General features: G+C 63.9%; 20 protein-coding genes. 5 read left to right on the forward strand and 15 right to left on the reverse strand.

Annotated elements, in window-relative coordinates; all coding sequences use genetic code 11:
- Positions 1-11 precede the first annotated feature (11 nt).
- The 11 genes from ACFSCT_RS02145 to hrcA all read right to left on the reverse strand — a co-directional run bounded on the left by ACFSCT_RS02145 (position 12) and on the right by hrcA (position 12,783).
- Entirely contained in the window at positions 12-1,322 is a 1,311-nt protein-coding gene (locus ACFSCT_RS02145; RefSeq protein ID WP_379139754.1) for an MFS transporter, read from the reverse strand.
- 117 nt (positions 1,323-1,439) lie between these two features.
- Positions 1,440-2,126 (reverse strand): rhodanese-like domain-containing protein, encoded by a 687-nt coding sequence (locus ACFSCT_RS02150; protein WP_379139756.1) that lies wholly within the window; start codon positions 2,124-2,126, stop codon positions 1,440-1,442.
- Positions 2,127-2,302: 176 nt separating this feature from the next.
- On the reverse strand, positions 2,303-2,995 hold the full coding sequence (gene rpe / locus ACFSCT_RS02155) for a ribulose-phosphate 3-epimerase (protein ID WP_379139758.1): 693 nt from the start codon (positions 2,993-2,995) through the stop codon (positions 2,303-2,305).
- A 98-nt stretch (positions 2,996-3,093) separates the two neighbouring features.
- Entirely contained in the window at positions 3,094-6,207 is a 3,114-nt protein-coding gene (locus ACFSCT_RS02160; protein WP_379139760.1) for an efflux RND transporter permease subunit, read from the reverse strand.
- A 2-nt stretch (positions 6,208-6,209) separates the two neighbouring features.
- The gene (locus ACFSCT_RS02165; RefSeq protein WP_379139762.1) at positions 6,210-7,634 is read right to left on the reverse strand and encodes an efflux RND transporter periplasmic adaptor subunit; all 1,425 of its coding nucleotides are present in this window, start codon (positions 7,632-7,634) and stop codon (positions 6,210-6,212) included.
- A 153-nt stretch (positions 7,635-7,787) separates the two neighbouring features.
- On the reverse strand, positions 7,788-8,621 hold the full coding sequence (fghA, locus tag ACFSCT_RS02170; RefSeq protein ID WP_379139764.1) for an S-formylglutathione hydrolase: 834 nt from the start codon (positions 8,619-8,621) through the stop codon (positions 7,788-7,790).
- A complete protein-coding gene (locus ACFSCT_RS02175; RefSeq protein WP_379139766.1) occupies positions 8,621-9,151 on the reverse strand; it encodes a GNAT family N-acetyltransferase in 531 nt (176 codons plus the stop codon). The genes fghA and ACFSCT_RS02175 overlap by 1 nt, the downstream gene beginning before the upstream one ends.
- Positions 9,148-9,777, reverse strand: a complete 630-nt coding sequence (locus ACFSCT_RS02180; protein WP_379139767.1) for an ATP-dependent Clp protease proteolytic subunit — start codon at positions 9,775-9,777, stop codon at positions 9,148-9,150. Before ACFSCT_RS02180 ends, ACFSCT_RS02175 begins: the two co-directional genes overlap by 4 nt.
- 72 nt (positions 9,778-9,849) lie before the next feature.
- On the reverse strand, positions 9,850-10,980 hold the full coding sequence (locus ACFSCT_RS02185) for an S-(hydroxymethyl)glutathione dehydrogenase/class III alcohol dehydrogenase (protein WP_379139769.1): 1,131 nt from the start codon (positions 10,978-10,980) through the stop codon (positions 9,850-9,852).
- 177 nt (positions 10,981-11,157) lie between these two features.
- Positions 11,158-11,709, reverse strand: coding sequence for a nucleotide exchange factor GrpE (locus ACFSCT_RS02190; protein WP_379139771.1), 552 nt, complete (start codon positions 11,707-11,709; stop codon positions 11,158-11,160).
- The gene (gene hrcA / locus ACFSCT_RS02195; RefSeq protein ID WP_379139773.1) at positions 11,710-12,783 is read right to left on the reverse strand and encodes a heat-inducible transcriptional repressor HrcA; all 1,074 of its coding nucleotides are present in this window, start codon (positions 12,781-12,783) and stop codon (positions 11,710-11,712) included.
- Positions 12,784-12,858: 75 nt separating this feature from the next.
- On the opposite strand from hrcA, the gene rph reads away from it, so the two are divergent.
- Genes rph through ACFSCT_RS02220 form a run of 5 tightly spaced genes read left to right on the forward strand, consistent with a single transcriptional unit; the run spans position 12,859 to position 16,066 of the window.
- The gene (gene rph / locus ACFSCT_RS02200; protein WP_379139775.1) at positions 12,859-13,572 is read left to right on the forward strand and encodes a ribonuclease PH; all 714 of its coding nucleotides are present in this window, start codon (positions 12,859-12,861) and stop codon (positions 13,570-13,572) included.
- Complete coding sequence (gene rdgB / locus ACFSCT_RS02205; protein ID WP_379139776.1) at positions 13,569-14,174, forward strand: RdgB/HAM1 family non-canonical purine NTP pyrophosphatase; 606 nt, start codon at positions 13,569-13,571, stop codon at positions 14,172-14,174. The genes rph and rdgB overlap by 4 nt, the downstream gene beginning before the upstream one ends.
- Entirely contained in the window at positions 14,167-14,541 is a 375-nt protein-coding gene (locus tag ACFSCT_RS02210; RefSeq protein ID WP_379139778.1) for a RidA family protein, read from the forward strand. Before rdgB ends, ACFSCT_RS02210 begins: the two co-directional genes overlap by 8 nt.
- A 2-nt stretch (positions 14,542-14,543) precedes the next feature.
- The gene (gene hemW / locus ACFSCT_RS02215) at positions 14,544-15,713 is read left to right on the forward strand and encodes a radical SAM family heme chaperone HemW (protein ID WP_379139780.1); all 1,170 of its coding nucleotides are present in this window, start codon (positions 14,544-14,546) and stop codon (positions 15,711-15,713) included.
- Positions 15,713-16,066, forward strand: a complete 354-nt coding sequence (locus tag ACFSCT_RS02220; RefSeq protein ID WP_379139781.1) for a YbaN family protein — start codon at positions 15,713-15,715, stop codon at positions 16,064-16,066. The genes hemW and ACFSCT_RS02220 overlap by 1 nt, the downstream gene beginning before the upstream one ends.
- On the opposite strand, the gene ACFSCT_RS02225 is transcribed toward ACFSCT_RS02220, so the two are convergent.
- From ACFSCT_RS02225 to mnmG, 4 genes are read right to left on the reverse strand one after another with little or no spacing between them, the layout of a single operon-like run.
- On the reverse strand, positions 16,063-16,935 hold the full coding sequence (locus ACFSCT_RS02225; protein WP_379139783.1) for a ParB/RepB/Spo0J family partition protein: 873 nt from the start codon (positions 16,933-16,935) through the stop codon (positions 16,063-16,065). The genes ACFSCT_RS02220 and ACFSCT_RS02225 overlap by 4 nt on opposite strands.
- Entirely contained in the window at positions 16,928-17,734 is an 807-nt protein-coding gene (locus ACFSCT_RS02230; RefSeq protein WP_379139785.1) for a ParA family protein, read from the reverse strand. Before ACFSCT_RS02230 ends, ACFSCT_RS02225 begins: the two co-directional genes overlap by 8 nt.
- Entirely contained in the window at positions 17,715-18,296 is a 582-nt protein-coding gene (gene rsmG, locus ACFSCT_RS02235) for a 16S rRNA (guanine(527)-N(7))-methyltransferase RsmG (protein WP_379139786.1), read from the reverse strand. Before rsmG ends, ACFSCT_RS02230 begins: the two co-directional genes overlap by 20 nt.
- Entirely contained in the window at positions 18,293-20,155 is a 1,863-nt protein-coding gene (gene mnmG, locus ACFSCT_RS02240; RefSeq protein WP_379139788.1) for a tRNA uridine-5-carboxymethylaminomethyl(34) synthesis enzyme MnmG, read from the reverse strand. Before mnmG ends, rsmG begins: the two co-directional genes overlap by 4 nt.
- Between the last annotated feature and the right edge of the window lie 2 nt (positions 20,156-20,157).

Here is a 20,157-nt window from a genome sequence, read left to right on the forward strand (position 1 = left end):
GGCCCGCGCCGCTAACCGATCGGCCGGTCGCGGGTCTCGACCCTGATCGTCACCGCAACCAGCGCCGCAAGGAACAGAAGTGCTGCGAACAGGCCGATTGTCAGACCGAAGCCCTGCGCGACGATGGCCGGCAGGATGAAGGGCGCGCAAAGGCCGCCCAGACGGGCGAAGGCGCTGGCCATGCCCATGCCGGTGCCGCGCAGATGCGTCGGATAAAGCTCGGGCGTAAAGGCATAAAGCGCGCCCCATGTCCCAAGCAGCGCAAAGCTCATCAAAATCAGCGAGATGGCGATGACGGTCGGTGACGGTGCCAGCGTGAACAATAGACAGGCACATGCCGACAGCAGCAGGAACCCGATCAACGTCGGGCGCCGTCCCCAACGCTCGACCCCATGCGCGGCCAGCGCATAGCCGGGAATCTGGGCAAGCGCCAGAATGACCAGAAAGCCATAGCCGCGCACGAAGCCGAAGCCGTCCGTCGCCAGACGCGGCGGCAGCCAGGTGAAAACGCCGTAGTAAGACAGCGACACCAGAAACCAAAGCGCGAGGACGGCGATGGTAAGGCCCCGCATCGCCCCGTCGAAAAGCCCGTCCGTGCGGGTGACCTGCGGCAGGACAAGCCGGGCTTCGGCGGGCAGGGGCGGGGCGTCGTTGTTTTGCAGAACCTGCGCGACGACCTTTCGCGCGCCGGGCTCATCGCCGCTTTTCAACAGAAACATCGGCGATTCCGGCACCCACAGGCGCAGCCAGATGCCGATCAATGCGGGTACGGCGGCGACCGCGAAGATCCAGCGCCAAGCCTCGGTCGAACCCGCGCTTGCCGCCAGCCATGCGGTCAGGGCGACGATGATCGTGCCGACGGCCCAGAAACCTTCCAGCCAGACCAGCCAGCGGCCGCGGTTTCTGGGCGGCAGGAACTCGGCCATCATCGCATAATCGACGGGCAAGGTGCCGCCAACCGCCACCCCGGTCAGGAACCGCAGCCCAAGCAGGACCCCGAAACTGGGGGCAAAGACCGACAAAAGCCCGAAGATCGCGTCGCACGCCACCGTAAGGATCAGAACCCGGCGCCGGCCATAGCGGTCGGCAAGGCGGCCGAACAGGGTGGCGCCGATGAACATGCCCAGAAAGAACAAAGTGCCGGTTTGCAGGGCCTGCGGAACGGTCAGCCCGAAACTTGCGGCGATGGACGCAGCCGAGAATCCGACCGCGATCACCTGCATCGCGTCCGCGGCCCATACGAGACCGAAAATGCCCAGCAGCTTGCGTTGGAACTTTCCCGCGCCGCCCTGCGTCAGCGCCTCGTCTATCGTCATTTTCATGATTGCGTCCCCAGCCATCCGTTCCGCCCGGATCGGGTCAGCTTATGGCATGGCTACCGGGCTTCTTGGCAAGCCTTTTCGGCGAATCCGCGCAAATCGCGCGGTTTTCGGGCCGGTTTACGGGCCATCGGGCATCACCGGGGTCAAGGCATCGCCATTCTCTTGCCAGCCATCGGTGCCATCGGGAAACCAGATCACCCCGGTATAGCCCATCTCGACCGCGCGGCGGGCCGCGTTCCACGACATCCAGCAATCGGCCGAGCAGAAAAACACCATCCTGCCGTCCAGGTTGCCGTGGCTGGCCTGTATCAGCCCCTGTTTCAGCGTCGCCATTTGCGGGGTGGTAAGCGTTTCATAGCCGGTGTCGGCCAGCCAAAGCGCGCCGGGAATGGTCATGTGCTGGGGCTCGACCCAGATGGTGCCAAGCGGGGTGTCGTCTGGCCGCATCGGGCGCGGCAGGACATCGACGAACGGCACGCCCTGATCGTGCAACTGCCGCGCCTGTACGGCATCGACCACGGTCGCGCCGCTCAACGTCGCCGGCACCGGCCCGAAATAGGGTGCGGCCCTGTAATTATCCGGCTCGGGGACGGTGGGGCGGCGCGGCTTTGGTTCGGGCTCTGCCGGTGGCTCCCACCCCAGTTCCTGCGTCCCGCGCAGCCGCGCCGCCAGAAGCGCCGCCATATTGGCGTCGGCCGCGATCGAGGGCTGGCTGTTCGCGGGCACCATAAGCTGCGCCGTCGCGGGCAGGGCGGCCGCCAGAACCATCAGACCCGAGACAAGCGCGAACAGCCAGCCACGCAACGGCGAAGATCCGCGGGGCGGCGGGCATGCGGCCGGGATTTCTGTACTTCGCATGGGATGGAAACCTTCCGCTGCCGGATCTTACATGGAAAGGATAACCACCCCGACGCGCCCCGTGCAGTCACAGTTTGGTTTTTGCGCGGGTCGCTGCTTACGCCGGGATTCGGGCGCCCCGGCTATTTCACCAGCGCGGATTCGGCGGCCTCGCGGATGGCGCGGATGTTCTCGCCATAGCGGGCGCTGTTCGAGACCGAGCCGCCATTGAACACCGCCGACCCCGCGACCAGCACATCGGCGCCCGCCGCGACGACCAGCGGTGCGGTGACCACATCAATGCCGCCGTCGACCTCGATATGCACCGGGCGGTCGCCGATCATCTCGCGCAACCGGCGGATCTTGCCGGTCATATCCAGGAATTTCTGGCCGCCGAAACCCGGATTGACCGTCATCACGCAGACCAGATCGGTCAGGTCCAGAAGATGCTCGACCGCGTCAGCGGGGGTGCCGGGGTTAAGCGCCACACCCGGGCGCATGCCGGCATCGCGGATCGCCTGCAATGTGCGGTGGATATGCGGCCCCGATTCGACATGCGCGGTCAGGATGTCGGCGCCGGCTTTGGCGAAGGCGTCGATGAACGGGTCGACCGGCGCGATCATCAGATGCACATCCATGACCGTGTTGACGTGCTTGCGAAAGGCGGCGACCGCCGGTGGCCCGAAGGTCAGGTTCGGCACGAAATGGCCGTCCATCACATCGACATGGACCCAGTCGGCGCCCTGATCCTCGACGGCGCGGATCTCGCGCCCGAAATCGGCGAAATCGGCGGCGAGGATTGAGGGCGCGATCTTGATCTTGCGGTCAAAGCTCATGACGGGTCCTTTCAGGGCGCTTCGCCCCCGGATATGCCGCCGGGCGCGCCTGCGTCAACCGCCTGCGACCCGGGAATCGCGGGCGGCGCGGCCCGGGTTCAGATCTCGGCTTCCAGCGTATCCTGACGGCGCAGCATCCGGCGCATCAGCACGAAGAACAGCGGCACGAACAGGATGCCCAGCACCGTGGCCGAAAGGGTGCCGCCAAGCACCGTCGCGCCGATGGTGTTTCGCCCGTTGGCACCGGCGCCGGTGGACAAGACCAGCGGCGTCACCCCAAGCGAGAAGGCGACCGAGGTCATGATGATCGGGCGGAAACGCTGGCGCGCGGCCTCGACCACCGCCTCGTAAAGCGGGCGCCCGGCCTGCACCTGCTCGCGCGCGAATTCGACGATCAGGATGGCGTTCTTGCCGGTAAGGCCGATCACGGTCAGAAGCCCGACCTGAAAGAACACGCCATTGTCGAACCCGCCCAGCCATGCGCCGACCAACGCGCCGACGACACCGATGGGCATGGCAAGCATGACCGCGAAGGGAATGGCCCAGCTTTCATAAAGCGCCGCGAGACACAGGAACACGACCGCCAGCGACAAGCCGTAAAGCAGCGTCGTCTGGTTGCCGGCGTCGGCCTCTTCCAGCGAAAGGCCGGTCCAGGACACGCCGTAACCGGCCGGCAGTTGCGATGCCAGATTCTCGATCTCGGCCATCGCCTGACCGGATGAGACGCCGGGCGCGGGGCCGCCCTGAATATTCATCGCCGGGATGCCGTTATAACGGTTCAGGCCCTGCGGCCCGTAGGTCCAGCGGCCTTCGGCGAAATTCGAGAAGGGCACGAGCCCCCCCGATGAGTTGCGCACCCGCCACTGGTTTATGTCGATGGGGGTCGCGCGCGAACTCGCCTCGCCCTGCACATAGACGCGTTTGATCCGGCCCTGATCGATGAAGTCGTTCACATATCGACCGGCCCAGGCGACCGACAGCAGATTGCCCACATCAAGCGCCGTCAGTCCCATCGCGCCGGCCTTGCGCCAGTCGATGTCCAGATTGTACTGCGCCGCATCCTCAAGCCCGTTCGGGCGCGCCGACCCGATCAGCGGGCTTTGCGCCGCCATCCCAAGCAGTTGGTTGCGGGCTTCCAGCAATTGTTCATTCGACTGCCCGGCGCGCGCCTGAAGATAGAAGTCGAACCCCGAGACGTTGCCCAGTTCGATGACCGAAGGCGGGACGATCGGGAACACCATCGCGTCGCGGATCTGGCTGAGCGCGCCAAACGCGCGTCCGGCGATGGCCTGAACCGATTGCGACGGATCGGTTCGCTCCTCCCACGGTTTCAGACGGACGAAGGCCATGCCCATGTTCTGGCCCTGACCGGCAAAGCTGAACCCGGTGACGCCAAAGAACGAATCGACGCTGGCGGCCTCTTGGGTCTGGAAATAGTTGCCGACTTGCTCGATCACCTTCGCGGTGCGTTCCGTCGTCGCCCCGGTCGGGCCCTGAATCAGCGCGAACATGATGCCCTGATCCTCGTCGGGCAGGAAGCCGGTGGGGGTGCGCAGGAACAGAAACACCATCAGCGCGCCCAGCCCGATATAGACCAGCAACACCCGAAGCGGGCGGCGGATCATCCAGTTCACCGTATTCGTGTACCCGTGCTGAACGCCGTCGAAGCCACGGTTGAACAGGCCGAAAAAGCCGCGCTTGGTGCCGTGACCGGTGTTGCGCAGCAGCGTCGCGCAAAGCGCGGGGGTCAGGGTCAGCGCCACCACCACCGAAAGCCCCATGGCCGAGGCGATGGTTATGGCGAACTGCTTGTAGATGATCCCGGTCGAGCCGCCGAAAAACGCCATCGGCACGAACACGGCCGACAGGACCAGTGCGATGCCGATCAGCGCGCCGGTGATCTGATCCATGGATTTGCGTGTCGCATCGCGCGGCGAAAGCCCTTCGTCCGCCATGATCCGTTCGACGTTCTCGACCACCACGATGGCGTCGTCGACCAAAAGACCGATGGCCAGAACCATGGCCAGCATGGTCAGCGTGTTGATGGTGAAGCCAAGGAAAGAGAGGATGCCGAAGGTTCCCAGCAGAACCACCGGCACCGCCAACGTCGGAATAAGGGTCGCACGCCAGTTCTGAAGGAAAAGGAACATGACCAGAAACACCAGAACGATGGCCTCGATCAGCGTCTTGACCACCTCGTCGATTGAAATTTCTACGAAAGGCGTGGTGTCGAAGGGGATCACATAGGTCATGCCCTCGGGGAAGAACTGGGCGAACTCCGCCATCCGGGCCTTGACCGCCTCGGCGGTATCAAGCGCGTTGGCGCCCGATGACATGCTGATCGCCATCCCGGCCGAGGGCTGGCCGTTATACCGGGCTTCGGCGGCATAGCTTTGCGCGCCGATTTCGACCCGGGCCACGTCCTTCAGCAGCACAAGACCGCCGTCGGGCTCGGCCCGCAGAACAATCTGCTCGAAATCCTCGGGCGTCGACAGCAGGGATTGCGCGGTGATGGTCGCGTTCAACTGCTGGCCGGGCACGGTCGGCATGTCGCCGAAAGCGCCCGCCGAAATCTGCGCGTTCTGCGCCGACACCGCCGCCGTCACATCCGAAGGCGTCAGGTCATAGGCCGACAGCTTCGAGGGATCGAGCCAGATCCGCATCGCATATTGCGAGCCAAAGACCTGAACCGAGCCCACACCTGCCACCCGGCTGAGATCGTTGACAAGGTTGGTGGTCATGTAGTCGGCAAGGTCAACGTCCTGATACTGGCCGTTCTCGGCGATCAGGGCGATGACCATCAGAAACCCCGAGGACGATTTTTCGACCGTTACGCCCTGTCTTTGCACGGGCTCGGGCAACAGCGCGGTCGCCTGCGCAAGTTTGTTCTGGACCTGAACCTGCGCGATGTCGGGATCGGTCCCGGTCTCGAACGTCATGGTGATGCTGGCTGTCCCGGCCGCGGTGGAGCTCGACGAGAAATATCGCAGACCGTCAAGGCCGGTCATCTGCTGCTCGATGACCTGCGTCACCGTATTCGCCACGGTTTCGGCCGAGGCGCCGGGATAGACCGCGCGCACGCTGACCGAGGGCGGCGCGATCTGGGGATATTGCGCGATGGGCAGGGTCATGATCGACAAGACGCCCAGTCCCATGATCAGGATCGAGACGACCCAGGCGAAGACCGGGCGATCAATGAAAAACCGTGCCATGATCAGTTGGCCGGCTGCGAGGAGCCGGCGGGCGCCGTCTCAGTTGCGGGTGCGTTGCCGGCGGCCGCATCACCGGCGGCATCGGCAGCCGGGGCGTCGCCGGCCGGGGTATCGGGCGTATCGGCGGGCGCGGCGGCGGCGGGTTTCGCGTCGGCCGCCGCGTCGGCGCCGGGCTGACCGCCGGGCGCCGCATCGGAGGGCGGCTGACCCGCACCATCGGCAGCGGCGGGTTCCGCACCTTCGGCGGCGGGCGACGCGCCTTCTGCGCCGCCGCTGCCTTCGGCCGGCGCGGCCGCGAGTTCCTCGGGGGTCACCTTCATGCCGGGGGCGATCCGTTGCACGCCCTCGACGATGATGCGGTCACCGTCTTTTAGGCCGGCGCTGACCACCCATTTGTTGCCCAGATCCTGAAGAACCGTAAGCGTCCGCGATTCGACCACGTTTTCCGGCGTGACGACCAGCGCGGTCGGCTCGCCCCGGCGGTCGCGCGTCACGCCCTCTTGCGGGGCGAGAACGACATTCTTGACGGTTTCCTGAGGCACCACGGCCTGCACATACATACCCGGCAAAAGCAGTTTGTCGGGGTTATCGAAACTCAGCCGCAGCACGACGACGCCGGTGGTTTCGTTCACAAAGGCCTCGGCGGCGGTCAGTGTCCCGGTCTGGGAAAACTCGCTGCCATCGGCCAGCCGCAGCCGCACGGTGCGGTCTATGTCGCCCTGATCCGCGCCGCCCGGGCCGTGGTTGCGGCGCCATTGCAGCACTTCGGCGGCGGATTGGGTCACATCGACCTGCACCGGGTCGAGCCGGCGGATAACCGCAAGCGGCGTCGCCTGACTGGCGGTCACCAGCGCGCCCTGACTGACCTGCGCAAGGCCGATCTGGCCGGTCAACGGCGCGCGAATGGTGGTCCGGTCAAGCTCGATCCTGGCGGATTGCAACTGCGCCTCGGCCATCTTCAGCGCCGCATCGGCCGCGTCGCGCGCGGCGACCGCGGTTTCCTGGGTCTGTTCGCTGGCAACGCGACGATCGCGCAATTCGGCCACCCGCGTGGCTTCGCGCCGGGCGGCGTCGGCCTGCGCCTGCGCCTGTGCCACATTTGCCTCGGCCAGCGCGATCGCGGCTTCATAGGTGGTCGGGTCGATGCGGAACAGCGGATCGCCCTCCTTGACCTCGCGACCTTCGTCGAACAGCCGTTCGATCACGATTCCATTGACCTGCGGGCGCACCTCGGCCTCGGCGGCGGCCGTCACACGCCCCGGCAAGGTGGCGGTCAGCGTGACATCCTGGCTTTTCAGCGTGACGACCGTCACCGCGGGCGGCGGCGCCTCGCCGCCGGGCTGTCCCTGCGCATGGACCTGACCCGCGAGCGCCAAGAAGGCGGTGGCGAGTAGCGGTGCGGCCAAGAACCTGACTGCTGATTGCACGGGAACCCCTCCTTGGCGGTGGTGACAGAAAAGTGATGGTCCGCGATCACGCTCGGAGCGTCTTGCACGGGAACATGTGCCGGGTCGCCCCGCCACATGTTCAATTGGTCATGATTTTTGCTTGGAGATCAACCGCCCGCAAGCGGAAAACGGCTAATAGAGCCGCTCGGCATGCCAAAGGACATGTTCACCCATAAAGCTTTGCACGAAAAAATAACTGTGATCATAGCCCGGCTGCATGCGGAACATGCCCGGCTGGCGCCGCGCGACCATCGCCTGAGCAAGCGCCTCGGGCTTCAACAGCTCCAGGAACTGATCGTCGGTGCCCTGATCAATTAGGATCTCGCCCTTGTAACCTTTCTCTCGCATCAAAAGCGTCGAATCATGCGCGGCCCAGGCGCTTTCATCGCCGCCCAGATAGGCGGTAAGCTGTTTGCGGCCCCAATCCGACTGGCTGGGATTCGCAATCGGCGCGAAGGCGGAAACCGAGCGGTAGCGGTCGGGGAAGGTCATGGCGATGGTCAGCGCACCGTGGCCGCCCATCGAATGGCCGGTGATGCCCTGCGCCTCGCGATCAAGCTGGAAATTGTCGAACACCAGTTCCGGAAGTTCGTGGGTGACGTAATGCCACATCTGAAAGTTTTTCTTCCACGGGTCCTGTGTCGCGTCGACATAGAATCCCGCGCCCTGACCCAGATCATAAGCGTCATCGTCGGGCACGCCCTCGCCGCGGGGGCTGGTGTCGGGGAAGATCAGCCCGATACCCGATTCCGCCGCCCATTGCTGGGCGCCGGCCTTGGTCATGGCGTTTTCATGGGTGCAGGTCAGGCCGGACAGATACCACAGCACCGGCACCAGCCCGTCCTCGGCCGCGGGCGGCAGATAGACGGCAAAGGTCATGTCGGTCCCGGTCGCCTGCGACTTGTGCCGATAGACGCCTTGTGTGCCGCCGAAGCTGCGGTTTTCGCTGACGGTTTCCAGACTCATCACGGGTTCCCTTCGTTCAACTGGCAATACATGACCAGCGCATCCACATAGCCGAGCCGGGGGTGGTGAAATGCGCCCGGCAGCCGCCCCACCACGGAGAATCCGGCCTTCTGCCACAGATGCACGGCATCCTCATTCGTGGAAACCACGAAATTGAACTGCATCGCAAGGGCGCCGTTTTCCCGGGCCCATGTTTTTGCGTGATCCGCCAGAGCCCGCCCCACGCCGCGACCGCGGGCGGCGGGTGCGGTGGCGAAGCTGGCGTTGAAGACATGGGCGCCGCCGCCGCGCCGGTTGTGGCCGACGTGGCTGGTCCCCAGCACGCGGCCATCCTTTTCAGCCACGAAGGTGCTGTAGCCCGGATAAAACCAGTCCTGAAGCGCCGCGTCGCGCGAGATATCGGTCGGGATCGCATAGGTTTCGCCCGCGCGATAAACCGGCTCGAGGATTGCCCAGATCGCGTCATCGTCGGCACGGGTGGCGGGGCGGATCGTCACCGCGCCGCCCCCGGCCGCGTCCGCAGCCGTCATTTCAGCTCATCAATACTTTTGATGACCTTGCCCAGAAGACCGTAGTCGATCGCCTCCTGCGTATTCAGCCAAAAGTCGCGCTGGGTGTCCTTGTCGATGCGTTCGACCGGCTGCCCGGTCGCATCGGCGAAGATCTGGTTCAGCCGCTCGCGCATCAGGCGCACCTGCTCGGCCTGGATCATCATGTCCGAGGAGGTGCCGCCGATCCCGCCCGAGGGCTGGTGCAGCAGAAAACGCGTATTGGGCAGGCAAAAGCGGTTCTCCTTGGCCGCGCCGACAAAGATCAGCGCCCCGGCCGAGGCGACCCAGCCCGACCCGATGGTGCGGACGGTCGGACGGATGAACTTGATCACATCATGGATCATGTCGCCCGATTCGACATGGCCGCCGGGCGACGAGATCAGCATGTTGATCGGCTTGTCGCTTTCCTCGCCCAGTGCCAGCAGATGGGCAACGGTGCGTTGCGCCAGCTTGTCATTGATCGGCCCGGCAACGATTACCGTACGGGATTTGAAATACAGTTTGCCGATGTTGTCGCCCTCGGGCAGACCCAGACCTTCGTCCTTCTGGCCTTCGTTCTTGTCGTCATCATCGTCGTCTTCGTCATCAAGAACGAATTTGCGCATGATCGGTCCTTTCATAGCCGCGCGGCAGGTGCAGTCACCTCCGCGCTGCTCAAGCTAGTTACGCCAACCCGATCAGTAAACCACCACCGAGCGGATGGATTCGCCGGAATGCATCAGGTCGAAGCCCTTGTTGATGTCTTCCAGCTTCAGTGTGTGGGTGATCATCGGGTCGATCTCGACCTTGCCCTCCATGTACCAGTCGACCAGCGTCGGCACATCGGTCCGCCCGCGCGCGCCGCCAAACGCGGTGCCCTTCCAGACCCGCCCGGTGACCAGCTGGAACGGACGCGTGCTGATCTCGGCCCCCGCCGGCGCCACCCCGATCACCACCGAGACGCCCCAGCCGCGATGGGTGCATTCCAGCGCATCGCGCATCACCTTGACGTTGCCGGTGCAGTCGAAGCTGTAATCCGCACCGCCGATCTGGTCGAACGGGGTTTTGGTCAGATCGACGATCGCCTGCACGACCGAGCCCTCGATTTCCTTGGGGTTGATGAAATGGGTCATGCCGAAACGCTCGCCCCATTCCTTCTTGTCGTTGTTCAGGTCGACCCCGATGATCATGTCGGCCCCGGCCATCTTCAGCCCCTGAATCACGTTCAGACCGATCCCGCCCAGACCGAAGACCACGGCTTTCGCGCCGATCTCGACCTTGGCGGTGTTGATCACCGCGCCAATGCCGGTGGTGACCCCGCAGCCGATATAGAAGATCTTGTCGAAGGGCGCGTCGTCCCGCACCTTGGCCAGTGCGATTTCCGGCATCACCGTGTGGTTCGCGAAGGTCGAGCAGCCCATGTAGTGATAGATCGGCGTGCCATCCAGCATCGAGAACCGCGTCGTGCCGTCGGGCATCAGCCCCTGCCCCTGCGTCGACCGGATCGCGGTGCAGAGGTTGGTCTTGCGCGACAGGCAGGACGGGCATTGCCGGCATTCGGGGGTATAAAGCGGGATCACGTGATCGCCCGGTTTCAGCGAGGTCACACCCTCGCCGACCTCAATCACCACGCCCGCGCCCTCATGGCCGAGGATCGAGGGGAAGATGCCCTCGGGGTCGGCGCCGGACAGGGTGAATTCATCGGTGTGGCAGATGCCGGTGGCCTTGATCTCGACCAGAACCTCGCCCTTCTTCGGGCCCTCGAGGTTCACTTCCATAACCTGCAAAGGCTTGCCAGCCTCCACGGCAACCGCAGCGCGCGTTCGCATATCGTTTCCTCCTTCGGTGTTCGTGGCCCGGGGCCCGGCACGGCGTGCCCACGGTATCTTTGCATGTCTTTCCAGCAGGCGCCACGCTGCGCCATTCCGTAACCGACCGGACCGGACCCGGCAACGACCCGCCGAGGCCGGACCAACATGCCGGCCTTTTCAGCGGGCGTCCGGCGTTCAGGAGGCGGGGGTGGAGGAAACCCCGACCTTGGCCGGCCGCAGCAGGCGGTCGTGCAGCATGAAGCCCTGACCCATCACCTGAATGATGTCGCCGGCGCGGGTGCCGGGAAGGGCGGCCTCGAACATCGCTTCGTGGGTTTTCGGATCGAACCGGTCGCCGACCTTGGGATCAATCACGGTGATGCCGTGACGGCCAAAGACATTCGACAGTTCGCGCAAGGTCAGCTCGACCCCTTCGATCAGGCCCGGCGCCAAGGCGCGCTGATCCTCGGTCGCGGTTTCAAGCGCGCGGGTCAGCGCCTCATGCACCGGCAAAAGGTCCCGCGCCAGACGGCTGCCACCATATTGTTCGGCCTCGCGCCGGTCGCGTTCGCTGCGCTTGCGGGCATTTTCGGCGTCGGCCAGTGCACGCATGAAACGGTCGCGAAATTCGTCGCGCTCGGCGGTCAGGGCCGCAATCTCGACCTCGGAAGAGGCCGCGGCGGCCTCATCGGCCGCATCCTGGGCTTCGATTTCTTCGGGAAGGGGTTCGATCTTCGGTTCGCTCATTTATCTGCCTTGTCCGGTTGACTGACCGGAAAGGATCCGGCCGACAAGCTGGGCTGTGTAATCGACGATCGGGACGATACGGCCGTAATTTAACCGGGTCGGCCCGATCACGCCCACAGCGCCCACGATTCTATGGTCAGCGTTCATATAGGGTGAAACCACCAGAGAGGAACCCGAAAGTGAAAAAAGCTTGTTTTCAGAGCCGATGAAAATCCGCACGCCCTGTCCCTGTTCGGTCAGTTCGAGAAATTCGGCGATGTCACGCTTGCGTTCCAGATCGTCGAAAAGCGTGCGCACGCGATCCAGGTCGGCGGCTTCGGGTCCGATAAGATTGGCGCGGCCCCGCACGATCAGGCGCGCATCGCTGCTGTCGGGCTGATCCCAAAGCGCAAGCCCCGCCGCCACGAGGTCCGAGGCGAGCGAGTCAAGCTGCTGGCGATCATTGTCGATGTCGGCGGTGATCGCGTCACGCAGTTCGGACAGGGTGCGGCCGGATGCATGAGCATTCAGGTAATTCCCCGCCTCGCGCATCGAACTGGGGGTTTGACCAAGGGGCGGCGAGAACAGCCGGTTCTCGACATGGCCATCGGCATAGACCAGAACCACCAGCGCACGATCGGGGGACAGGCTGACGAATTCGATATGCCGGACCGGTGCCTCGCGCTTGGGCGTCAGGACCAGCGAGGCACCATGCGTGATCAGCGACAGGGCCGCGCCCACCCGGTCCATGAGCCCCTCGACATCGGTCGCACCCTCTCCGACCGTTTCACGAATCCGGGCGCGGTCGGTCGGCGCCACAGGGTCGACCTCCATCAGGCTGTCGACGAACAGGCGCAGGCCGAGCTGGGTCGGGATGCGGCCGGCCGATATATGCGGGCTGTCGAGAATGCCCAGTTTCTCCAGATCCTGCATGGTGTTGCGGATCGTCGCCGCCGATACTTTTTCGTTCAACGTGCGGCTGAGCGTGCGCGAACCGACCGGCTCACCCGTTTCCAGATAGCCCTCGACCACGCGGCGAAACACCTCGCGCGAGCGGTCGTTCAGTTCGGCAAGCAGGTCGGGCGTGGTCAGCATGGGTTCCTTCGGGGTTGCAGTGGGTGCGTATCAGGCGGTAATGGGCAGAAACAGCCCAAAATGTCAGGACAACCGATGCGCCCATCTGGCCGAAACTTAAGCGATATGCGCCCGATTTCAATTGAGACGGGTGTGATGCGCCACGCCGAGGGTTCTTGCCTGATCCGCTGCGGCGGCACCGAGGTCCTGTGCTCGGCCAGCATCGAGGACAAGGCGCCGTCGTTTCTGAAGGGCTCCGGGCTTGGCTGGGTGACGGCGGAATACGGCATGCTGCCGCGCGCCACGAACACCCGCAACCGCCGCGAGGCCGCCGTCGGCAAACAAAGCGGCCGGACCCAGGAAATTCAGCGTCTGATCGGGCGTTCGCTGCGCGCGGGCGTCGACCGTAGGGCGCTGGGCGAGCGCCAGATCGTCGTCGACTGCGACGTCCTTCAGGCCGACGGCGGGACCCGCTGCGCGTCGATCACCGGCGGATGGGTGGCGCTGCGGCTGGCGGTGAACAAGCTGATGGCGGCCGGCATCGTCACCTCGGATCCCATCGTGGAACATGTCGCGGCGGTGAGCTGTGGCATCTATGCCGGCCAGCCGCTTCTGGATCTGGATTATGCCGAGGACAGCGAGGCCGGGACGGACGGAAACTTCGTCATGACCGGCTCGGCCCGGCTGATCGAGGTGCAGATGTCGGCCGAGGGCGCGACCTTTTCGCGCGCCGAGATGGGATCGCTGATGGATCTGGCCGATCGCGGCATCGCCGAACTGGTCGCGGCCCAAAAGGCGGCGCTGGGATGACGGATAAGGTATTGGAAACGCTGGTTATCGCTACGCATAATCGCGGAAAGCTGGAAGAATTCGCGGCACTTCTGGCGCCGCTTGGGATCCGCTGCACCAGTGCGGGTGAACTGGGGTTGGCCGAGCCCGAGGAAACCGAGTCGAGCTTTGTCGGCAATGCCCGGATCAAAGCCGTTGCGGCATCCGCGGCGACCGGCTTGCCGGTTCTGGCGGATGACAGCGGCATTACCGTCGACGGGCTGGACGGGGCGCCGGGCGTCTATACCGCCGACTGGGCGACGACACCGAACGGCCGCGATTTCATGCAGGCGATGACCCGCACTTGGCGCGAGCTGGAAGAGGCCGGTGCGCCCGAGCCGCGTCTGGCGCAGTTCCACTGCACCCTGATCCTGCGGCGGCCCGACGGGCAGGAGCAGATATTCGAGGGTGTCGCCCCGGGGCGCCTTGTGTGGCCTCCGCGTGGGGAACTGGGGCATGGTTATGACCCCATGTTCATTCCCGACGGGCATGATCGCACCTATGCCGAAATGGCCCCGGAGGAGAAGAACGCCATCAGCCACCGCGCCCGCGCATTCGAAAAGCTGGCGGCGGCCCTTGCGTAGGATTTCCAGCGGTTCACCCTTTGAGGCGGCGATGGGCTATAGCCGCGCGGTCGTGAAGGGGCCGTGGTGCTTTGTGTCGGGCACGACCGGCTATGATTATGCGACGATGGAGATGCCCAAAGACGTCGCCGAGCAGGCGGAAAACTGCTTTCAGACCATCGCGGCGGTGCTTGACGAGGCCGGGTTCGAACTGGCCGATGTGGTGCGCGTCCAGTATACGCTGGTCGAACGGAGTGATGTGGCGCGGGTGACGCCGGTTCTGGGAAAGTGGCTGGGCGCGGTAAGGCCAGCTGCAACCATGGTCATCGCGGACCTGATCCGTCCGGAAATGCGGATCGAAATCGAGGTAACCGCGTTTAAAGCGTAACCATGCCTTATGACACCGCAACCGACGACTGGCGAAATGGCGGATTTGGTCTTTACGTCCATTGGCCGTTCTGCGCCTCGAAATGCCCGTATTGCGATTTCAACAGCCATGTCGCGGCGGATGTTGATCATGATCGGTGGCTGAAGGCTTACCGGACCGAGATCGCACGTCTGGGCGCGCAGACCGGCCCCCGGGTGCTGGACAGCATTTTCTTTGGCGGCGGCACGCCCAGCCTGATGCGGCCCGATGTGGTGGCGGCGGTGATTGATGCGGCGCGCGCGGTCTGGCCGTTTTCCAATAGCATCGAGATCACGCTTGAGGCCAATCCGGGCAGCGTTGAAGCCGGGAAGTTTCACGATTTCGGGCAGGCCGGGGTCAACCGGCTGTCGATGGGGGTTCAGGCGCTGAATGACGACGATCTGCGGCGGCTGGGCCGGTTGCACTCGGTCGCCGAGGCGCGGGCGGCTTTCGACATTGCACGCAAGCAGTTCGCCCGGGTCAGCTTTGATCTGATCTATGCCCGCCAAGGACAGGATCGGGCGGCGTGGCGCGCCGAGTTGACCGAAGCACTGGACATGACCGTCGATCACCTGTCGCTGTATCAACTGACCATCGAGGACGGAACAGCCTTTGGCGCCCGGCACGCGGCCGGAAAGTTGCGGGATTTGCCAAGCGACGATCTGGCGGCCGACATGTATCTGGAAACGCAGGATATTTGCGCGGCGGCGGGGATGGGCGGATATGAGACGTCGAACCACGCGCGGCCCGGTGCGGAAAGCCGGCACAATCTGATCTATTGGCGGCAAGGGGACTATGCGGGCGTCGGGCCCGGCGCGCATGGCCGGCTGACGCTGGGGGGGCAACGCCACGCCACCGAGACGATTCGAGCGCCCGAGACGTGGCTCGATGCGGTGGAAACGCAAGGAACTGCCGAGAATCTTCGCGATACCCTGACGCCCGAGGACAGGGCGACAGAGTATCTTTTGATGTCGATGCGGCTGGCCGAAGGTATGCGGGTGTCGCGCTATGCGGCGATGGGCGGGGCGTTCGACCCCGCGAAACTGGCTGATCTCGTCGGGATGGGGCTGGTCGAGGAGGGCGAGGATCTTATCCGGACGACCGTCTCGGGCCGACCGGTCCTGAACGCGATCCTGCGAGAACTGGCACTGTGATGCGCTGGGTTTATCTTGGGCTTGGCTGGATCGCGACCGCGCTTGGGTTTGTCGGCGCTTTTCTTCCGGTCGTGCCGACAGTGCCGTTTCTGATCGTCGCCGTCTGGTGCTTTGACAGGTCGTCGCCGCGTCTGCGTGCGATGATTCTGAAAAGCGAAATACTGGGGCCGCCGTTGCGGAAATGGCTGGCGCGCGGCGCGATCTCGCGCCGGATCAAGATTATCACCACGCTCGCCATGGCCGTCGGGATCGTCGTGGCGACCGTGCTGGCCTTACCGCCGGTCGTCATATTACTACAGGTTGCGGTCTGCAGCGCCGTTCTAGCCTATATATGGACGAGACCGGAGGCCTAAGCCTCACTCGCCAGAAGCTGGCAAAGGCGATCGAGCTGTTCGAGGTCGCGATAGGTCACGACCACCTGGCCGCCGTCCATTCCGCTGTGATTGATGCTGACGCGCATTTTCAGTTGGGCCGACAGATCGGCCTCTAGCGCACGGGTATCGGCATCCTTCTCGTCCGGAATCGGGCGAACTTTCGGGGCTGGATCGGCGTTGCCCCGGGCGAGGTTTTCGGTTTCGCGAACCGACAGGTTCCGGTCGATCACTTTCCGGGCCAGATCCGTCGGGTCCTTCGCGGTGATCACGGCGCGGGCGTGACCGGCGGTCAGTTTGCCATCGCGGACCCAGCCCTGAACCTGCTCGGGCAGGGTCAGAAGCCGCATCAGGTTGGCGATGTGGCTTCGGCTTTTGTTCAGGGCTTCACCCAGCCGTTCCTGCGTGTGCCCGAAACGCTCCATGAGTTGACGATAGGCCATGGCCTCTTCGATGGCATTCAAATCGGCGCGCTGAATGTTTTCGATGATCGCGACCTCCAGAACCTCGGTATCGTTGAGGTCGCGCACGATCACCGGAACCTCGTGCAATTGCGCCATCTGGGCGGCACGCCAGCGCCGCTCTCCAGCGACGATCTGATAAAGGCCCGGATCCTTGGGATGGGGCCGGACGATCAAAGGCTGGAGAACTCCGCGACTGCGCAGCGAATCGGCCAGTTCTTGCAGCAATTCGGGTGCAAAACTGCGTCGCGGCTGTTCGCTGTTTGCGGTGATCTTTTCGATCGGCAGGGTCTGGCGCTGCGCCGGTTTGTCGTTGGGGATGAGATCCGCGTCAGCCATTAGGGCCGACAATCCGCGCCCTAGACCCCGGTTCGGTTTTGCTTCAGGCATCGGCCATCCTTTCGGCTTGGGCGCGGCGCGCCAGATATTCGTCGCAGAGCGCACGATACGCGGTGCTTCCACGGGAGTTCGGATCATAGATCAGCACGGGCAGACCATGCGACGGCGATTCCGAGACCCGGATATTGCGCGGAATGACCGTATCGAAAACAAGCTCACCCAGTGTCGCGCGCGCATCGGCCTCGACCTGCTCCGACAGGTTGAGGCGGCTGTCGGACATGGTCAGCAAGATGCCCTCGATCCGCAGGCTGGGGTTCGCGGTTTGACGAACCTGCCGGACCGTCTGTAGCAGTTGCGACAACCCCTCCAGCGCCAGAAACTCGGCTTGCAGCGGGACGAGTACGCCGTCGGCCGCGACCATCGCATTCAGGGTCAGCAGCCCAAGTGCCGGCGGGCAGTCGAGCAGAACCGTATCAAAATCGGCACTGTCGCGCAGCGCGTTGCGAAGGAGGCTCAGCCGGCCATCGCTTGACGACAGCTCCATATCGGCCGACGTCAGATCCTCGGTCGCTGGGACGAGCGAAACACCGGGAACGGAGGTCGGGACAGTCGATCGCGAAAGGTCGGCGCTGCCGGCGAGCAGATCGTAACTGGTGTACTCGCGCTGTTGTTTGTCGATCCCGAGCCCCGTCGACGCATTTCCTTGCGGGTCGAGGTCGATCAACAGCACCTTTTGGCCCCGTTGCCCCAATGCGGCCGCGAGGTTGATCGCCGTGGTCGTCTTGCCAACGCCGCCTTTTTGGTTGGTGATCGCGACGATATGGGGTGATTCAGGCACGTTGAAGTCCATCCACTTGCAAAATTGTGGTGCCATTGGCGCCGGCATGGGCGATGTGATTGAAATTCCACATCTTTCTTGCTTCGTCGACCTCAGCCTCCCAACGCCGTCCTTTGATCAACCAGGCGGTGCCATTCGGAGAAAGATGACGGTCAACATATGCCAGCAATCGTGGAAGCGGTGCAAGGGCGCGCGCGCTGATGTTACCGGCCATAAGCGGCGAAACGGCCTCGATCCGGTCGTTGACGACCCGGGTTGCGCCCAACCCCAGCTCGCGTATCGCGGTACGCAGGAAGGCGGATTTGCGTCCATCGCTTTCGACCAGCGACAGCGGCCTACCAGGTTGAAATATGGATATTATTATCCCGGGAAATCCGCCTCCACTGCCAAGATCCGCCCAGTTTCCCGGTTGGTCACAGGCAAGTTCGGAAAGCAAGATGCCGTCTGCCAGATGGCGTTGGCGGAAGTCGACAAGCGAATCGGGTGCGACCAGATTGATCTGCGAGTTCCATTTTTGCACGAGCGCTTCGAAATGCGACAGCCGTTCCGCTGTTTCACGTGAAACATCCATCATGCCGTCTGTCGCCGACCACCGATATGGGCGATGATGAGCGTCAGTGCCGCAGGGGTCATACCCTCGATGCGGTTCGCAGCCGCCAGAGTCGCTGGTTTGTGGCGATTAAGCTTTGACCGCAACTCGCCCGAAAGTCCCGGCAGCCGATCATAATCGAGATCGGCAGGAATCGCCGACGCCTCCTCCGCCACCAGCTGTGCGGCATCGCGGCGCTGACGGTCTTCGAATTGCGTATAGAGGGCATTGGCCCTTACCACGTCGCGGATCCCCGGTTCGATCGCGGCTGCGTCCGGCACGAGCGGCAGGACGTCGGTCCAATCATTCTCGCTGACTGCGAGCAGATCCAGAGCGGACCGCATGTTTCCATCCTGCCGAACGTTGAAGCCGCGTTGAGCAAGCACGGTCGGTGAAAAACGCGCTTCGCGCAACAAGGCGTCCGCCTGCGAAATCTTTTCCAGCTTCGCTGCGAACGCATCCCTCCGGCGCTGGCTGACACAGCCCGCCGCAATCCCCAGCGGGGTCAGCCGTAGGTCGGCATTATCCGCCCGCAGCGACAACCTGAACTCCGCCCGAGAGGTGAACATCCGATAGGGCTCGGTAACGCCGCGGGTGACTAGATCGTCGATCATGACGCCGATATAGCTGTTGGTGCGACTGAAAATGACCGGTTCGCGGTCCAGAACCTCAGCCGCCGCGTTCAAACCCGCGACCAGGCCCTGGGCCGCCGCCTCTTCATAGCCCGTCGTCCCGTTGATCTGCCCGGCGAGATAGAGCCCCGGCACGGATTTTACCGAAAGCCGATGGTCCAGCGCCACAGGGTCAACATAATCATACTCGACTGCGTAGCCGGGCTGAATGATCCTGGCGTGCTCCAAGCCATTGATTGTATGGATGTATTGCTCCTGCACTTCGGCGGGAAGCGAGGTCGAAACGCCGTTGGGATATACCGTGTCCGTGGTCAGGCCTTCGGGTTCCAGAAAGATCTGATGCGATTGCTTATCGGCGAACCTGACCACTTTGTCCTCAATCGAAGGACAGTAGCGCGGACCGACGCCGGATATTCCGCCGCCGTACATAGCGGATTTGTCCAGATTTTTCCGGATAATATCGTGGGTACGGCTGTTGGTGCTTGTAATGCCGCAGGACACCTGCCGCGCCGTGACCGAGGTCGACAGGTAAGAAAACAAGCTGGGCTGGTCATCGCCGGGCTGCTCGTCGAGTCCGGCCCAGTCGATCGTTCGCCCATCCAGCCGCGGCGGGGTTCCGGTTTTCAACCGACCGACAGGTAGTCCCAGTCCGTAAATGAATTCCGCCAGCTTGTTGGACGCGGCATCGCCCATCCGGCCGGCCGGTCGCTGCTCGGTCCCGATATGGATAACGCCGCGCAGGAACGTACCGGTCGTTAGAACCACGGCGCTGGCGCCCAGGCTTTGTCCTTGGCAAACGACCCCGGCGACACGGCCAGACCTAACGATCAGTTCGTCGACTTCGGTGAACAGGAGATTTAGGCCCGGAATCGAACTTGCCGCCGAAAACGCCGCCGCGCGATAAAGATCTCGGTCGGCCTGCGCGCGCGGACCCTGCACAGCCGGCCCTTTCCGCCGGTTCAACAGCCGAAACTGGATTCCGGCGACATCGGCCAAACAGCCCATCAACCCGTCCATCGCGTCGATCTCTCGGACAAGGTGCCCCTTTCCAAGACCGCCGATAGCCGGGTTGCAGGACATGGTTCCGATATCCTGCTTGCGCATCGTGATCAGGGCAACCGAAACGCCCAGTCGTGCGGCGGCGGCCGCTGCTTCCAGCCCCGCATGGCCCCCGCCAATGACAATTACATCATAATGTTTCACGTGAAACACCC

The sequence above is a fragment of the Paracoccus pacificus genome (genome assembly GCF_042680785.1).
Taxonomy (GTDB): Bacteria; Pseudomonadota; Alphaproteobacteria; order Rhodobacterales; family Rhodobacteraceae; genus Paracoccus; species Paracoccus pacificus.

Bases quoted from the DNA above. Each gene is read 5' to 3' on its own strand.
- ACFSCT_RS02145 (WP_379139754.1), bottom strand. From the start codon at position 1,322: ATGAAAATGACGATAGACGAGGCGCTGACGCAGGGCGGCGCGGGAAAG.
- rpe (WP_379139758.1), bottom strand. From the start codon at position 2,995: ATGAGCTTTGACCGCAAGATCAAGATCGCGCCCTCAATCCTCGCCGCC.
- ACFSCT_RS02160 (WP_379139760.1), bottom strand. From the start codon at position 6,207: ATGGCACGGTTTTTCATTGATCGCCCGGTCTTCGCCTGGGTCGTCTCG.
- fghA (WP_379139764.1), bottom strand. From the start codon at position 8,621: ATGAGTCTGGAAACCGTCAGCGAAAACCGCAGCTTCGGCGGCACACAA.
- ACFSCT_RS02175 (WP_379139766.1), bottom strand. From the start codon at position 9,151: ATGACGGCTGCGGACGCGGCCGGGGGCGGCGCGGTGACGATCCGCCCC.
- ACFSCT_RS02180 (WP_379139767.1), bottom strand. From the start codon at position 9,777: ATGCGCAAATTCGTTCTTGATGACGAAGACGACGATGATGACGACAAG.
- ACFSCT_RS02185 (WP_379139769.1), bottom strand. From the start codon at position 10,980: ATGCGAACGCGCGCTGCGGTTGCCGTGGAGGCTGGCAAGCCTTTGCAG.
- ACFSCT_RS02190 (WP_379139771.1), bottom strand. From the start codon at position 11,709: ATGAGCGAACCGAAGATCGAACCCCTTCCCGAAGAAATCGAAGCCCAG.
- hrcA (WP_379139773.1), bottom strand. From the start codon at position 12,783: ATGCTGACCACGCCCGACCTGCTTGCCGAACTGAACGACCGCTCGCGC.
- rph (WP_379139775.1), top strand. From the start codon at position 12,859: ATGCGCCCATCTGGCCGAAACTTAAGCGATATGCGCCCGATTTCAATT.
- rdgB (WP_379139776.1), top strand. From the start codon at position 13,569: ATGACGGATAAGGTATTGGAAACGCTGGTTATCGCTACGCATAATCGC.
- hemW (WP_379139780.1), top strand. From the start codon at position 14,544: ATGCCTTATGACACCGCAACCGACGACTGGCGAAATGGCGGATTTGGT.
- ACFSCT_RS02220 (WP_379139781.1), top strand. From the start codon at position 15,713: ATGCGCTGGGTTTATCTTGGGCTTGGCTGGATCGCGACCGCGCTTGGG.
- ACFSCT_RS02225 (WP_379139783.1), bottom strand. From the start codon at position 16,935: ATGCCTGAAGCAAAACCGAACCGGGGTCTAGGGCGCGGATTGTCGGCC.
- ACFSCT_RS02230 (WP_379139785.1), bottom strand. From the start codon at position 17,734: ATGGACTTCAACGTGCCTGAATCACCCCATATCGTCGCGATCACCAAC.
- rsmG (WP_379139786.1), bottom strand. From the start codon at position 18,296: ATGATGGATGTTTCACGTGAAACAGCGGAACGGCTGTCGCATTTCGAA.